The 16121-nt window shown below is 41.7% G+C and carries 15 protein-coding genes; 8 read left to right on the top strand and 7 right to left on the bottom strand.

What is annotated here, in order from left to right; genetic code table 11:
• Positions 1 to 8 precede the first annotated feature (8 nt).
• On the bottom strand, positions 9 to 1481 hold the full coding sequence (gene proS / locus WKF66_RS12375; protein WP_489674769.1) for a proline--tRNA ligase: 1473 nt from the start codon (positions 1479 to 1481) through the stop codon (positions 9 to 11).
• 103 nt (positions 1482 to 1584) lie between these two features.
• On the opposite strand from proS, the gene WKF66_RS12370 reads away from it, so the two are divergent.
• Both WKF66_RS12370 and WKF66_RS12365 read left to right on the top strand, forming a co-directional pair.
• On the top strand, positions 1585 to 2496 hold the full coding sequence (locus WKF66_RS12370; RefSeq protein WP_489674768.1) for a hypothetical protein: 912 nt from the start codon (positions 1585 to 1587) through the stop codon (positions 2494 to 2496).
• A 23-nt stretch (positions 2497 to 2519) separates the two neighbouring features.
• Complete coding sequence (locus WKF66_RS12365; RefSeq protein WP_489674767.1) at positions 2520 to 4031, top strand: OmpP1/FadL family transporter; 1512 nt, start codon at positions 2520 to 2522, stop codon at positions 4029 to 4031.
• 74 nt (positions 4032 to 4105) lie between these two features.
• Here the strand turns inward: WKF66_RS12365 and WKF66_RS12360 are convergent, their stop codons facing one another.
• Positions 4106 to 5926 carry a UbiD family decarboxylase gene (locus WKF66_RS12360; RefSeq protein ID WP_489674766.1) on the bottom strand — a complete coding sequence of 607 codons (1821 nt, stop codon included), beginning with the start codon at positions 5924 to 5926 and terminating at the stop codon, positions 4106 to 4108.
• A gap of 68 nt (positions 5927 to 5994) precedes the next feature.
• A complete protein-coding gene (locus WKF66_RS12355; protein WP_489674765.1) occupies positions 5995 to 6474 on the bottom strand; it encodes a Dps family protein in 480 nt (159 codons plus the stop codon).
• A 204-nt stretch (positions 6475 to 6678) separates the two neighbouring features.
• Between WKF66_RS12355 and WKF66_RS12350 the strand changes: the two genes are divergently transcribed.
• Together WKF66_RS12350 and WKF66_RS12345 are read left to right on the top strand one after the other, a co-directional pair.
• Positions 6679 to 7860 carry a LysM peptidoglycan-binding domain-containing protein gene (locus WKF66_RS12350; RefSeq protein WP_489674764.1) on the top strand — a complete coding sequence of 394 codons (1182 nt, stop codon included), beginning with the start codon at positions 6679 to 6681 and terminating at the stop codon, positions 7858 to 7860.
• Positions 7847 to 8497: a uridine kinase family protein gene (locus WKF66_RS12345; RefSeq protein WP_489674763.1), complete on the top strand. Its 651-nt coding sequence runs from the start codon at positions 7847 to 7849 to the stop codon at positions 8495 to 8497. The genes WKF66_RS12350 and WKF66_RS12345 overlap by 14 nt, the downstream gene beginning before the upstream one ends.
• Here WKF66_RS12345 and WKF66_RS12340 read toward each other — a convergent pair.
• From WKF66_RS12340 to WKF66_RS12325, 4 genes are read right to left on the bottom strand one after another with little or no spacing between them, the layout of a single operon-like run.
• Complete coding sequence (locus WKF66_RS12340) at positions 8494 to 9153, bottom strand: 3-oxoacid CoA-transferase subunit B (RefSeq protein WP_489674762.1); 660 nt, start codon at positions 9151 to 9153, stop codon at positions 8494 to 8496. The two genes, WKF66_RS12345 and WKF66_RS12340, sit on opposite strands and share 4 nt — an antisense overlap.
• 5 nt (positions 9154 to 9158) lie before the next feature.
• On the bottom strand, positions 9159 to 9860 hold the full coding sequence (locus tag WKF66_RS12335; protein WP_489674761.1) for a CoA transferase subunit A: 702 nt from the start codon (positions 9858 to 9860) through the stop codon (positions 9159 to 9161).
• A gap of 10 nt (positions 9861 to 9870) precedes the next feature.
• Positions 9871 to 12246: an endonuclease MutS2 gene (locus WKF66_RS12330; RefSeq protein WP_489674760.1), complete on the bottom strand. Its 2376-nt coding sequence runs from the start codon at positions 12244 to 12246 to the stop codon at positions 9871 to 9873.
• A 2-nt stretch (positions 12247 to 12248) separates the two neighbouring features.
• Entirely contained in the window at positions 12249 to 12809 is a 561-nt protein-coding gene (locus tag WKF66_RS12325; protein WP_489674759.1) for a DUF4296 domain-containing protein, read from the bottom strand.
• A 70-nt stretch (positions 12810 to 12879) separates the two neighbouring features.
• Between WKF66_RS12325 and WKF66_RS12320 the strand changes: the two genes are divergently transcribed.
• The 4 genes from WKF66_RS12320 to WKF66_RS12305 are packed head-to-tail and all read left to right on the top strand — an operon-like array spanning position 12880 to position 16118.
• The gene (locus WKF66_RS12320; RefSeq protein WP_489674758.1) at positions 12880 to 13569 is read left to right on the top strand and encodes a YggS family pyridoxal phosphate-dependent enzyme; all 690 of its coding nucleotides are present in this window, start codon (positions 12880 to 12882) and stop codon (positions 13567 to 13569) included.
• A 1-nt stretch (position 13570) separates the two neighbouring features.
• Positions 13571 to 14032: a GNAT family N-acetyltransferase gene (locus WKF66_RS12315; protein ID WP_489674757.1), complete on the top strand. Its 462-nt coding sequence runs from the start codon at positions 13571 to 13573 to the stop codon at positions 14030 to 14032.
• Complete coding sequence (locus WKF66_RS12310; RefSeq protein ID WP_489674756.1) at positions 14029 to 14844, top strand: DUF3298 and DUF4163 domain-containing protein; 816 nt, start codon at positions 14029 to 14031, stop codon at positions 14842 to 14844. The genes WKF66_RS12315 and WKF66_RS12310 overlap by 4 nt, the downstream gene beginning before the upstream one ends.
• Positions 14844 to 16118 (top strand): aspartate kinase, encoded by a 1275-nt coding sequence (locus WKF66_RS12305; protein ID WP_489674755.1) that lies wholly within the window; start codon positions 14844 to 14846, stop codon positions 16116 to 16118. The genes WKF66_RS12310 and WKF66_RS12305 overlap by 1 nt, the downstream gene beginning before the upstream one ends.
• Positions 16119 to 16121: the final 3 nt, after the last annotated feature.

Raw genomic sequence — 16121 nt, 5'->3', positions numbered from 1 at the left:
AATTTCTTCTAATATGCTCTGGCAAAAAGAACACGTTGAGTTGATGGTTTGCCGCTGTAAATGCATATACCATCTTCTAATGGATTATCCAGGGGTATACATCTGATTGTTGCTTTAGTTTCTTCCTTAATTTTCTGTTCTGTTTCGGGAGTCCCGTCCCAATGCGCAGAAATGAACCCAGCTTTACCATCCAGCAGTTCTTTAAACTCATCATAAGAATTTGCGTCGGTGATGTGTTCTGTTCTGAAATTCAGTGCCTTGTTATAAATATTTGATTGGATGTCTTCCAGCAGCTGAGCAATGTAAACATCCAGTCCATCCTGTTGTACGGTCTGCTTCTCCCGTGTATCCCTCCTCGCTAATTCGACTGTTCCATTTTCTAAATCACGGCCGCCAATAGCAAGTCGGATAGGTACTCCTTTTAGCTCGTATTCCGCGAATTTGAAACCTGGACGCTGAGTGTCCCTGTCATCATATTTTACGGAAATACCCAGATGTTTCAATTTAGGAATTAAGCTGTTAACAAATACGGAGATTTTTTGAAGTTCTTCGTCGCCTCTATAGATTGGAACAATTACAACCTGTATTGGAGCCAGCTTTGGTGGCAATACTAAACCAGCATCGTCACTATGTGCCATAATCAGAGCACCCATTAAACGTGTTGACACTCCCCATGAGGTGGCCCAAACGTGTTCTATCTTCCCCTCTTTGTTGGTAAACTTCACATCGAATGCTTTTGCAAAATTCTGACCTAAAAAATGTGACGTTCCAGCTTGCAAAGCTTTACCGTCCTGCATCAGTGCTTCAATACAATAGGTATCTAAGGCACCGGCAAAACGTTCATTGGGCGTTTTAACACCTTTTACAACCGGTACTGCCATCCAGTTTTCAGCGAAATCAGCGTACACATCAAGCATTTGTCTCGTTTCAGCAATCGCCTCATCGGCGGTTGCATGAGCAGTATGCCCTTCTTGCCAAAGAAATTCAGTTGTACGTAAGAATAGTCTGGTCCGCATTTCCCATCGTACCACATTTGCCCATTGATTAATTAAAAGCGGAAGGTCCCTATAAGACTGCACCCATCCTTTATAGGTATTCCAGATGATGGTCTCGGAGGTCGGACGAACAATCAGTTCTTCTTCGAGCTTTGCAGTTTCATCTACAATCATGTTGCCATTACCATCATTTTTAAGACGGTAATGTGTCACTACGGCACATTCGGTGGCAAACCCCTCTACGTGAGAAGCCTCCTTAGAGAAAAATGACTTAGGTATGAATAAGGGAAAATAGGCATTACTATGTCCGGTATCTTTAAACTTTTGGTCCAAAACCGCCTGTATTTTCTCCCAAATCGAGTATCCATAGGGTTTGATGACCATGCAACCCTTAACAGAGGAATGCTCTGCCAGGTCGGCCTTTATAACAATGTCGTTATACCACTGAGAATAGTCTTCGTTTTTACTTGTAATGCCTTTGCTCATAGCTGTCTGGAACGTTTTTTGTGTTAAATCGCTTGTAATGTACGCTGCAAATTTATAAATTTATACCTACAAAAAGCTTCGAACACACAAAACCAATATATATATGAAACTAAATCAATTATTCACCAGTATGCTTGCCGTAACAGCAGTAGTTGTTACGTCTTGCTCAACGCCGAGAGTTGCTCAACAAGGAGCGGTTACCGATGACGTTTATAACAGCAATGCGCAAGCGAAAGTATATGTACCGGCACCAGTTAGAACGACTCAGCCAGCTACACAAGAATATCAGGAAGACGATTACTATGGTACCAGTGATCCATATTATGATATGGATTATTCTTCCAGGATAAATAGATTCTCTTATGGTTCTCCATGGAGGTCTTATTACGATCCATATTTCAACGGATATAACGACTTCTACGGTGGTTACGGAGGTGGTTTTGGAGGCGGATTTGGTATAGGCCTTGGTTGGGGAAGCCTCTATTCTCCTTTTTATGGCTATAACAACTGGGGCTTCAATAACTGGGGTTATAACAACTTTGGTTATGGAAACTATTACGGCGGCGGTTTTGGCGGCGGTTATTATGGTGGAGGCTTTTTAGGGGGCGGTTACTACGGTGGTGGTTATTATACTGGAAGAACTACAAACGTTCCTGAATATAAAGCAAGACCATATCTTGGTAGAGAAAACGGAGTTGGAACTAACCGCGGAATGGCCAGGTCTACTACGACAAGGTCTGACGTTAATGGCAATAGGGTTATAGAGAGAAGCCGATCTGAAAGATTTGGAAACGACAGAAACCAGACCACTCAGGGAAGAGTTGACCGTTCGAATGCTCCTACCCAAAGCAGACCTACCAGAACTGAGTCTGCACCAGCGAGATCGCAGCCAACATACTCGCCACCTGCAAGATCAGATGGTGGTGGTTCACGTAGCAGTGGTGGTTCATCTTCATCCGGAAGTAGCGGTGGCGGCGGCGGTGGCGCAAGACCTACAAGAGCCGGTAGAGGGTAGTTTAAATTAACGATCGAAAATACATGAAAAAACTTTTATTATCCTTAGCAGCTATAGTAGCTGCTACAGGAACTACCTATGCGCAGAGTTTCACTCCAGACGCATTTAGATTTTCCCAGACTAATTACGGGAGCACTGCCAGATTCAAGGGTATGGCAGGTGCTCAGATAGGTGTTGGTGGGGACATGGGTTCAATTACATCCAATCCCGCTGGTCTTGGGCTGTTTACCAAGTCAGAGTTCAGTTTAACGCCTGAGTTCAATAATATGAAAGGTTCAGCGAACTATTTGAACACCAATACGGAGTCTTCTAAAGACCGTTTAAACCTTAACAATATCGGAGTTATACTGTATAGTCCAACCTACAAGGCTCAGGGTCAAAATACAACTAAAGGATTAATAAGTAGTGTCTTTGGACTAGGATACGCCAGGAATAATGATTTCAGCGCTAATTTCTCTTACGGAGGAACAAATCCGAACAATTCAATTGCAGATTATTATTCAGAACAGGCAAATGCCCTTGGTGTAGCACCAGATCAGCTTCCGACGGGTTCGCAAGCTAGAATGGCCTACGACAGTTATCTTATAGGTCACGGGACAATTGTTCCTAATACGCCCTATAGTCCTGATTACTTCCCGGAAACTGATGTAAATAACATTCAGCGGAAATCTGAGATGAGATCAGGATCGACCTCTGAGCTTACTGCAGCAGGAGCGCTAAACATTTCAAACCAAGTATATATTGGTGCAAGTGTTGGGCTTGTAAACATTCGGTATGTGAATGACAGTGAATTTATTGAGGACGGCTTTAATGTAACAGAAAATTCGAATTACAGTATGTCGATGAGACAAAGTCAGGAAACTACCGGATCCGGTATTAATGGTAGATTGGGAGTTATATTCCGTCCTGTGACTAGCTTCAGAATCGGTGCTACGTTTCAAACCCCAACCTGGTTATTGATTGAAGACATTTCTTCTTATACAATTGATTCCAGGATCGCTACGGGTGCAGCAGCAGGTAATTACTCAAGTGATGCCGAAGTGTTTCCTTTCAGATATAAACTTAGGACACCATTGAAAGGATCTTTAGGAGCAAGCTATGTGTTTGGAGGAAAGGCTTTACTAAGTGCGGATGTTGATTATATTGATTACTCAAACATCAAGTTTTCTACTGATGCAGGAAATGATCCACAAAGGATCAGAAGCGAGAATGCTAATGTAAAGATGAACTATAAAGAAGCCTTCAACTATCGTGTTGGATTGGAATACAAAGTCGACAATGCATTTAGTTTGAGAGGTGGTTACGGTTTCAATGGAAGTGCGGTCAAAAGCGATAATGCTGGTTATTATGACGCGAATAGCTATACTGGTGGTTTAGGTTACCGGATTGATAACTACTACTTCGATCTAGCTTACCAACGTTACCAAACCAATACAGAATTAGCACCGTACGAGTTAAACGATTTTTCTGAGCCGTCAGCGGACATTAAAACATCAAGAAACAATGTGTTTTTAACGTTTGGAGTAAGGTTTTAGTTAGTTTCTTAAAAATAAAAATGAGGGAAAGCATAACAGCTTTCCCTCATTTTTATTTAAGCCTTATATGAAAACTAAAAGCCGCACCTGGCCAGAACCTCATCCACCCTTTTCTCCACATCCGGATCCTTAAACAATTCAGGAGCGTGATGTGGCTTCTTTCGAGCGTCAATGATCACAGGACCATCACATCCCCAGTGCTTATCGATCACAGACTCTCCAACACCATAGATATCGGTCGCCGGATTACTCCGAGTAAATGTTACCCAAACGAAGTTGTTAATATTCGCAGAAGTAAATTCGGAATCGTCGCAAAGAGTAATAAAAGCCAACCCAGACAAATCATGCTTATTAAGCTCCGCGCAGAGTAACTTAACCTGGCTATCAGTTTGCGCATAATCGGTAAAGGGTTCACAGGTCATAGTTGCCACGCCTGGAATAGCCAGCCGAAAATTAGACAACCCTTTGGGCAGATCCGTAGTGAACTCCAATGTTTTACACAGGCTCCGCTTTACTTCCCCTGCTGCTGCAAATACAACCTTAGAACCGCTGTTTAACCCTTCTGCACTGTAATCGAGGGTATCCATCGTTGTTTGAGTATGAAAGTGCATATCTCTTCTAAAATCAAGACGACTTAGCACGTGCTGCATAAATGCAGACAGGTCATGAGTACTTAAGTTGTCATCATCCTCCTGCGCGGTGATAAATAGGTACTTCGCCAGACTGAGCTGATTCTTACCTAAAATATGATTGGCAATGGTCAGTATCTCCTGAGGCCTCCGCTCTTTTAAATATGGCGTATACCGTTCACTTCCAATTGCAAAAAGAAGTGGATGTACCCCTGCCGCATCAACAGCATTAACTTCCTTCAGTCCATGGATTTCTTTTGGTAGTGCGGAACCAGATATTTCATGTATCAATGCGCCAAAGCTAGTGTCTTCTTGCGGCGGTCGGCCGACAACGGTAAACGACCATATGGCATCTTTGCGATGATAAACATTGTGAACCTTCATTAAAGGGAAGGGGTGTGTCAAGCTATAATAACCCAGATGGTCGCCAAAAGGTCCTTCGGGCTTAGTTTCATTAGGGTAGACTGTTCCCGTTATGATGAAATCAGCATCAGCAGAAATGCAGAACCCTTCTTCATCATAGAAATATCTAAACCTTCTGTTGCCGACAGCACCTGCGAAAGTCATTTCAGACAAGCCTTCTGGTAGCGGCATCACTGCCGCAAGCGGATGCGATGGTGGTCCACCAACAAAGATACTTACTTGCAAAGGCATTCCCTTCGCATTAGCCTTTGACTGATGAACACCGATTCCACGATGAATCTGGTAATGCAGTCCAATCTCCTTATTCAATTCGTAATCGTTACCTGCCAGCTGGATTCGATACATTCCAAGGTTGGCGTTTAAGATCCCGGCTTTATCGGGATCTTCGGTATACACCTGCGGCATAGTTATAAACGGACCGCCATCCATTGGCCAGTTCACAATTTGAGGTAAGGCATCAATAGTAGTTTTCACGAACTGCGACTTAAGCATGCCTTGCTTCAAGGGTAAAGCAGTAAGTGCGGTAAAGGCAATACCTGGAAGTTTAAAAGGGTTTTTTAGTGCCTTGACAGGATCAGAACGTAGGTTAACCAACAGTTCTACTTGCTCAAGACTGTCTCTAAACATAAATTTAGAGCGTTCCAAGGTGCCAAATAGATTAGAAACCGCTGGAAACTTACTTCCCTTTATCTTTTCGAAATATATTGCAGGACCTTGCTTATCGTAAACGCGCATATGGATCGCGGCCATCTCTAAGTATGGATCCACTTCCTCCCGAATTCTAAGTAAATGACCGTGTTTATCCAGATCAGAAACACACTCCGCTAAGCTTTTATATCCCATTAAGACAAAGGTATTAAAAAGTAAACGTCATGCTGATTTAGCATGACGTTCTTAAAATACTATTCAAACTATAACTTACCAGCAAATGACCTTAGCATCCAGGTAGTTTTTTCTTTAAACTGCATAAATCTGTTTACCATATCATTCGTGCCATCATCACTCGCTTCAGCAGATGCATCTAATAGATCACGTTCAAGTTGAATCAGCAAAGCCATGTCTTCTAAAATAGCATCTACCATCAGCATGTCTTCCATTCCTATGGTATCAATTTCTTTAATAGCGCTCTCCGAGATATAATCTGCGAAACGGCTATGTGGTGGTTTGCCTAGCGTCAGCACACGCTCAGCGATCTCGTCAATAGTTTCTTGTGTGTTTGTGTACAGCTCTTCGAATTTAACGTGTAAAGTGAAGAAGTTTTGTCCCTTAATATTCCAATGACAGCCTCTCAGCTTTTGATAATGAATATGATAATTCGCTAAATATTCATTTAGTAAATCTACTACCGGCTTAACAGCTTTCTCGCTTAAGCTTATTTCTTCTGCATCCATATATTATTTTATTATTTGTCCCTATTAGGGATGAACCTATGAATGAAAACAACAAGAGTGCCCATTGGTTTGAAAAATGTTAATCAGCGTACAATAGAAAAAACGAATGTTCGTTTTAAAAGAGCGTTCAGTTGAACGCGTCAACAAACAGGCTTTATTTATATTATTCGTATTATTGCCTATTGATAATCTTACCAAACATTAATGTATAAATATACAGTTATACCAGCTCTTGCTATCATCATTAATATCAGTACAACACACGCAAACCCAAATGTAAATAGCAAAATTGTCAGAGATTCCATCGGAGTCGAAAACAACAATGGGAAAAAGGTCATCATTCACCAGATCGTTGCAAAAGATACCTACTATTCTGTGTCAAGAAGATATGGCGTAAATCCAAAAGATCTAATGAGCTTCAACGACAGCAAATTCTTGCAAATCGGAGTCATCATCAAAGTTCCTACTAGTCTTCCTTTCTCAGGACCGGCTAACGTCTCAACTAACGGTAATGCGAGCTCATCTCAAATGCCAACAGATGCGTCAAATACTACAGGAGCCCTCGTAGAGCATACGGTCGCAAAAAAGGAAAATCTTAATATGCTGGCTGAAAAATACGGAACAACGGTTAATGAGATCAAACGGATCAATAACCTGAGGTCCATAAACCTTCAAATCGGACAAATATTGAAAATACCTACCGCTAATGCACCGGAAGAGGCTTCAGACTTAGTTACTGCCCAACCAGAAAAGCCTTCACCCGCAGTTAACCCAACCCCGCGAAAAGCAGCAGAGGAAAAAAGACCAGTAGTCATTACGCAGAAACCAGTAAGTAATGAAGACTTTATCGAGCATACAGTCGCCGGCAACGAAACGATGTACTCCATAGCCACTACGTACAAAATGACAATGGATCAGTTGAAGGCTAAGAATAATTTGTCAAACAATATGTTAAGCGTAGGCCAGAAGTTGCTTATAAAAGGTCAGTATCCGGTAAAACCGGCTTTTGTACCAACTGCTTCCAATCAGACTTTAGACAGCACAAACTCGATTAAGGATCCATCTTTAAGGTATCCCCCAAGCCGATATGGTTTGAATCAGGTGGACGAGAAAGGAACGGCAACCTGGATTGTTGATCAGGATATGGATCCGACTAAGATGCTTGTCCTTCACCGATCTGCACCCATTGGAACAGTTATGAAAATAACGAACCCCATGAGTAATCGTACGACCTTCGCAAAGGTTGTTGGTAAATTTACTGAGAATGAGTCCACAAAAGATATTATAATTGTAATGACAAAAGCAGTTGCTGATGCTATTGGCGCATTAGACAAACGTTTTTATTGCAATTTAACATACGGCGGACAAGAGAATGAACAAAAATAAGCCCTTCATAATTGGGATTGCAGGAGGTAGCGGATCCGGTAAAACTTTCTTTTTAAACGGGTTCCTTCATCACTTTAAAAATGATGAGGTAACCTTGGTTTCACAGGATGACTACTATATTCATGCTGGAGAAATGACCCAGGAGGAAAACAAGCTATACAACTTTGATTTGCCAGCAACTATAGACGATAATCAGTTTTTACATGACATCAAAAAGCTGGTAAAAGGCGAAGTTGTTTATAAAAAAGAGTACAATTTTAATAACCCGTTAGCGGTTGTTAAAATCCTTGAAATTAACCCTGCACCAATCATAATCGTAGAAGGTCTCTTTATCTTACATTTCAGACAAATCGCTGAGCTCCTTAATCACAAGATCTTTATTGAAGCTGATGAACCCGTAGCCCTCGCCAGAAGGATCAGACGTGATGGAATGGAACGGGGATACTCAGAGGACGATGTTCTATATAAATGGCATAACCATGTGGTTCCTGCATACAAGGAGTTTTTATTACCGTACAAGGAGGATTGCCAACAGGTGGTATTCAATAACTTCGATACCCCTGAGGACATTATAAGAATTACAGACGAGATTTCTGCAGAGTTTAAAGAACGTCTGGGCGCAAACGAAATTGGTTAATCGAGTTGCATTTCTGGCGCAAGGTCATCTGCAAATAGCTTCCCAAGCGTCGACGCTCTTATAAAATCAACGGATACTCCGGGAGCACGTTCTATTAACTTGAATCCACCATTAGGCAAAATATCGAGAACGGCTAACTCTGTCACTACTTTTTTAATGCACCTGACTCCGGTTAGCGGCAACGAACAGTTCGGAAGCAATTTGCTTTCTCCGACTTTGTTGATGTGTTGCATTGCGACAATGATATTCTTTGCTGATGCAACCAGGTCCATAGCACCTCCCATTCCCTTTACCATTTTACCTGGAATCTTCCAGTTAGCAATATCGCCGTTTTCAGAAACTTCCATAGCGCCAAGAATAGTCAGGTCTATCTTCTGACTGCGGATCATCCCAAAGCTCATAGCAGAATCAAAGATCGATGACCCTGGCAAAGTGGTGATCGTCTGTTTGCCCGCGTTAATTAAATCGGCGTCTTCTTCTCCTTCGAAGGGAAAAGGCCCCATACCTAAAAGCCCGTTTTCAGACTGAAGTACAATGTCTATCCCATCGGGAATATAATTGGCAACCAGAGTTGGTATACCTATCCCCAAATTTACGTAATAACCATTTTTAATCTCCTTTGCTATGCGCCTAGCAATTCCGTTCTTGTCTAGCATAACTCCTAAGCTTTAATGGTTACCGTTCTTTGTTCTATTCTTTTCTCGTAATTGCTGCCTTGAAAGATGCGGTGTACGTATACCCCGGGCGTATGAATATGATCGGGATCCAATTCACCAGCTTCAACCAGTATTTCTACTTCTGCGATGGTAGTTCTTCCAGCCATTGCCATGACGGGATTGAAGTTCCTGCTTGTAGACTGGTAAATTAAGTTTCCAGCAGTATCACCTTTCCAAGCCTTTACAATCGCAAAATCGGCATCAAAAGCGTATTCCATCAAATAATCCTTCCCACCAAAACTTCGTACTTCTTTTCCTTCGGCAACTTCAGTTCCCACACCAGCCGGAGTAAATATTGCTGGCATACCATAACCAGCGGCCATACAACGGGTAGCTAAAGTTCCTTGTGGTATGAGTTCTACTTCCAGTTCTCCACTTAATAGCTGACGCTCAAATTCTGCATTCTCACCCACATACGAGGAGATCATTTTCTTAACCTGACGGGTCTGAAGTAAAAGACCAATACCAAAATCATCAACACCAGCATTATTGGAAATGCATGTTAGATTTACTACACCCTTTTCAACCAACGCGGCAATACAATTTTCGGGTATTCCACACAGACCAAAGCCTCCTAACATCAGGATATCTCCGTCTTTAATGTCTTGAATCGCAACCTGTGCATTAGAAACCACTTTGTTAATCATAACTTATCGTTCAATTAAAGTATACATAAGTAATTCCATCGCCTCCTCTATCCGCATGCTCGTCCTCCACCCTATTTACCTGACTGTACTTTTTCAAATATTCACGGATCAGCTTTCTTAAGATACCGTCTCCCTTGCCATGTATTAACTTGATAAAAGGAAAGCCAAGCATGATTGATTTATCCAGATACTTCTCAACTTCATGCAAGGCATTATCACCGCGCATTCCCCTTAAATCAAGTTCGGCGCTGAAGCTGGATATCGCTTCGGACATGCTTCCCGTGTAAGAGTTGCTTTGAACCGCTTTCTTCGCCTGTTTATTGCTAATCTTGTATACCCTGCTTTTTTTCAAAACAGAACGTAGATCGCCAAGTGCAACCACAAGATTGTCTCTGTTAATTTCCAGAACCTGGCCCGTCGTGTCGCTATTGTTCAATTGTACCCAATCCCCGACTTCAATTGGAGTATTAACAGGATTAACCTTCTCTACAGGCTTCTTCTCTTCACGTACCTGATGTTGTACCAATTCCTTCTGCAGGATTTGTCTTAATTCTCTGGTTACTGTTTTATCGGCCTGCTTGTCTTTAATCTCCGCAATCGTATTCTCGACCAGCTTATTCGCGTTCTTAATAATAGCTTGCGCTTCCAATTTAGCCTCTTTGATCAAGACCTTCCTGTTTTCATCTAAGAACTCCTTCAACTTTTCATTCTCAGCAACCAGATTTTTAACCTTGTTTTGCTGATTAGATAAATAAAGCTTGGTATCGTAGATCTGCTTCTTTTCTCTTTCCAGATCTACCAGTAAACTATCTATTCTATTCTGATTGGTACCTGTCTTCTCCCTGGCGAGCTTTAACACCTCTGGTTGAAGACCAATATTCTGTGCAATCTCAAAGGCATATGAACTTCCAGGCTTACCGATCTCTAGTACATACATCGGCTTCATCTTGTCATTGTCGAACAACATCGACGCATTCTCGAGACCTGGCGTATTGCCTGCAAACAGTTTCAAATTGGAATAATGCGTAGTAATTACTCCTCTAACCTTTTTGTTATTTATTACCTCCAAAACCGCCTCGGCCATCGGACCGCCAAACTGAGGGTCGGTTCCGGTTCCAAACTCATCGATCAAGACAAGAGATTTTGGAGTAGCATGCGCCACAAAATACCTCATCTTAGTCAGGTGTGCGCTGTAAGTACTCAAATCACTTTCTATAGACTGGTCATCCCCAATATCGGCAAAGATCTGGTCGAAAATCCCTACCTCACTCGACTCGTGAACAGGGATCAATAAACCGGACTGAACCATGATTTGAAGTAAGCCAACGGTCTTCATGCACACAGACTTCCCTCCGGCATTAGGCCCCGATACCAATACGATCCGTAAGCTGTCGTTAATATGAATGTTCAGCGGAACTACCGTCTTCTTGTCCTCCTTAAATGATAAATAAAGGAGCGGATGTGTAGCATTCACCAGCTTTGATTTGGCTTCCTTAATTAGAACGGGCATTTCTGCTTCCACATCAATTGCAAACAAAGCTTTCGCACGCACAAAGTCGAGCTTTGTTAGAAATCCATGGTAAGACAATAGTAACGGCGTGTATGGCCTCAGTTCTGATGTTAGGGAGATTAGAATCTTGATGATCTCTCTTCTTTTATCGAACTCAAGATCACGCAACTTATTATTCAGTGTAAAAACCTCTTCTGGCTCTATATAAACCGTTTGTCCGCTGGCAGACTCATCGTGAATAAAACCTTTAAGCTTCCTTTTATTCTCGGCTAATACTGGAATACACATCCTACCATCACGTATCGTCAGACTTCCATCTGCAACCCAGTTGTTGCTTTGGGCCTGCTTATAGATCGAATCCATTCTTTTCCTGACATCTTGTTCAGCTTTAGAAATGTCTCCAAGAATCTGTTGCAACGTTGATGACGCATTTGGCTTGATCTTGCCTTTTGGATCCAGAACAGTCTCAATCTTTTTGAGGATGTTATGCTCTACTGGTATGTGCTCAAAAAGGGCCTCCAAACTTGGATAAACTTCCTTACGCTCTTCGAAAAAACGCAATACTGAAAATACAGTTTGCAAGGACACATACATTTGATAGAGTTCATCTTCCACAAGATAAGTTCCCTCTACCTTTATTTTATCAGCCAACGACTTGATGTCAAAAAAGTTGCTGATCTGCAAAGGTTCCTGGTTCACTAAAATACTTTTGAACTCGTAAGTCTGACGTAAAAACTTATTGATCTGATCAAACTTATTCATTACTTGCATCTTGGAAACCATTTGCTGGCCCATTACGCTCAGGCAATGCTTATGGATAAGTTGTCTGACCTCATTAAATCCCAACCGCTCTAAACAATTCTCCGGATATAGCATATTTATATTTTTGCCGGCCTCGCTCCCACAGTACGTTTCGTGACCGGAGGCTTAACCTTCATTATCAATTTTGATTTCTTTAAGGAGTCAATTCTCCTTTTTAACTTTACTTTGTTCAACGAATCCAGCTTCTTCTTTGAAACAACCTTCTTCGAAGCGTTTGCCGCTTTAACAGAATCTGCTTTTGCCTTTAGCTTCAACTTAGCTTGAGCCTTCACATTCTGTATCGAGTCTAAAGTGATCTGCTTCAACTTTTGTTTCAATAACCCAGCAGTAACTGTCTTATAAATACCATCCATAATAGAAGGATTCTTATAATAATAGTCCATGCTTTTGTAAAATTTAGCCGAATCGACATTAAACTTCTTATAGATCCCTTTATAAAGTGATGCTGCGACAATCTTTGAGGAATCGGGTCTGATGGTCGTAATGTAACCATCAACAATATGTATGTCGTTCAATACCAAAGCCATATCATCCGGCTGAATAATGTCACCAGGAATACCAGGCTTACAGGCAATAAGAAAAACGAAACAGAAAACTGTGATTGTGAACCTTTTCATTCGGTTTAAAGATGATTATTTCTTAGCCAAAGTTCGCCAAGGTTGTTAATTTTACCAAAAATACTGATAAATGAGTATAGCAGACAACTTATTGAAATATAAAACAGAGCTTGATGAGACTGGCGTGAAGCTGATCGCTGTATCAAAATACCAGGAGATCGACGCCATCCAGGAGGCTTATCATGCAGGTCAACGCCTATTTGGCGAAAACATTGTTCAGGAAATGGTGGAAAAAGAGTCGCAACTACCTAAGGACATCTCCTGGCACCAAATTGGGCATCTGCAGACCAACAAGGTAAAGTACATCGCTCCCTTTATTAGTCTAATTGAGTCAGTCGACAGCCTGAAGCTTTTAACAGAAATCAATAAACAGGCGCTGAAGAATAAGAGAGTTATTGACTGCCTGCTACAAATTTACATTGCTGATGAAGACACAAAATTTGGCTTAGGGTATGACGAGGCGATTGAACTACTGAGGTCAGAGGAATATACAGGTATGCAAAATGTACGGATCGTAGGGTTGATGGGCATTGCCAGCAACAACGCTCCTGAAAAGCAAACTTTAGATGAATTCACTGAATTAAAGGTCCTTTTTGATGGTATAAAAGCAAGTTTCTTTAGAAAAGAAGAGTCCTTCAAAGAGATCTCCATGGGCATGTCGGGCGATTACAAATTAGCTGTCGAGGCTGGTAGTACCATGGTTAGAATTGGAAGCAGTATATTTGGCAAGCGATCAGTTAAACAAGATAAAGCCGAATAATATGAACTTAAGAATTGCGGAACGCGATGATTGTCCACGTTTGCTGGAATTGATACAAGAGCTGGCAGACTATGAAAAGGCTCCGGACGAGGTGACCGTTACGCTGGACGAATTTGTTGCTGCTGGATTTGGGCCTGAAAAAGTCTGGACTGCATTTGTGGCTGAAGTGGACGAAACCGTTGTTGGATTTGCACTATATTACACCCGCTACTCTACCTGGAAAGGCTGCCGTCTTTATCTCGAGGATTTCATCGTGACAGAAGAGCACCGGGGAAAAGGAATCGGAACGCTCTTGTTTGAACGTGTTATTCAGGAAGCAAAAGATAAAAACTACAGTGGGATGGTTTGGCAAGTTCTCGACTGGAACGAACCCGCTATTCAATTCTATAATAAATATGCCTCACATATTGAAGAAGGTTGGCTAAACGCCTCTCTTTCCAGAGCACAAATTTCGCAACTATGAGAAAACTAGGTATGGCAATCGCCATTGCCACGATCGTCGCCTGTCAGAGTGAGAAGAAGAGCGATATGGCTACAGATTCGACCACTACGGCCGTACAGCTGACCACTGATTCCATCAGTTATACCTACGATTCCGTTAAAGTTTACAGCAAGAACCCGGTATCCAAAGATGCCCGGGTTACGGATACTGCGAAGGCTGTAATCACCTATCCCGTTTTTACTGACCAGAAGTTGAATGACTTTGTTCTTAAAAAGATCACCGGAACTGTCGATGGTGAAAGAACCTATAGCACGTATGATGCCTATACCAAGGGCTTTATTAAAGACTTTGATGATTTTCAAAACGACAATAAAGATCGGATACAGACCTGGTTTTTGATGATTAACACAAAAGTAATTAAACAGGAGCCGCAGTACATTGCATTCTATACCAGCTATATCAACTTTTCCGGCGGTGCGCACCCAAACAGTTCCTTTACCTATCAAAATTACAACCCGGTAACACATCAGCAAATTACGCTGGATTCTTTATTACTCCCTGGATCAAGCGATAAGTTGAATGCGATCGCCGAGCGGATATTCAGAAAGGACGAAAAGCTAACGTCAGATCAAAGCCTCAAAAATAATTACTTTTTTGAGCACGATACCTTCAAACTGAATACCAACTTTACCATTACAGATGAAGGCTTGCTATTCTTATATAATCCATACGAGATCAAAGCCTATGCGTTTGGAATTACCAAACTGCTTATTCCGTTTAGTGAATTGAAAGATATTCTGAAGCCTAATTCATTAATAAGCGGTAAGAGATAATGGAGGTATATAAATTTGGCGGTGCATCTGTAAAAGATGCAGATGGAGTTCGTAACGTAGTAGGCATCATTCAATCGGCGACGGATAAAGAACTTCTCGTTGTAGTCTCCGCGATGGGCAAAATAACCGACAAGCTGGAAGAGCTTACCAACGCATACCTGTTTGGACAGCCAAACGCCCATGAGATCTTCGAAGAGATTAAAGCATTTCATTTCCATGTCATAGCTGAATTGTTTGTTAACCCAAACCATCCGATCTACGATGATGTGGTCAACTCGTTTGTAGAAATTGAATGGCTTTTGGAAGAAGAAGCAACGGATGCACCAGATTATATCTATGATCAGATTGTATCTATTGGGGAGATTATATCTACCAAGATCCTCTGTGCTTTTTTAGAAGAATCAGGATTAAGGGCGAAATGGCTTGACGCAAGAAACTTTATTCATACCGACAACACCTACAAAGAGGCCAAAGTTAACTGGGACAAAACCGAACAGGAAATCCAAAAGCGTTTGATACCGCTCATTCAGGATCAGATCGTGGTGACACAAGGATTCATCGGAAGCACGAGTGAGAACTTCACGACAACACTTGGCAGAGACGGCTCGGATTACTCTGCTGCAATCTTCAGCGCTTGTCTTAATGCAGACAAAATGACGATCTGGAAAGACGTTTCCGGGGTTTTAAATGCGGATCCAAAGTGGTTCGATGAAACCCAGAGAATTCCACAACTGTCCTATCATGATGCCATTGAATTGGCTTATTATGGTGCGACGATTATCCATCCAAAGACGATCAAGCCCATTCAGAACAAGAACATTCCATTATATGTAAGGTCCTTCCTCGATCCCGATGCTGATGGTACCCATATCACTTCTGCTAAAAACCATACCCCGGTACCCTCGTTTATATTCAAAGTGAATCAGGTGTTGATTTCTATATTTCCAAAGGATTTTTCCTTCATTATTGAGGAGAACCTAAGCGAAATCTTTAACCTGTTTCATAAACACAAGGCGAAGATCAATACCATGCTGAACTCCGCCATTAGTTTCTCTGTTAGTTTTGATCATGACCCTCAAAAATTGGAATCATTGATCGCTGATCTTTCAACGGATTATAGGGTTAAGTATAACACCGGTATGGAATTGGTGACAATCAGATACTATAACCAGCAAACCATTGACCGTGTTACTGCTAGTAAAAACATCTTGTTGGAGGTTAAAAGCAGAAATACTTGTCAGATTGTTATGCGGGACAAAGTGCCTTCTAATTAAGCA

The sequence above is a fragment of the Pedobacter sp. genome, from assembly GCF_037719805.1.
GTDB lineage: Bacteria > Bacteroidota > Bacteroidia > Sphingobacteriales > Sphingobacteriaceae > Pedobacter.
The sequence above is the reverse complement of the archived record's forward strand: the minus strand, read 5'-3'. Positions and strand labels throughout refer to the sequence as shown.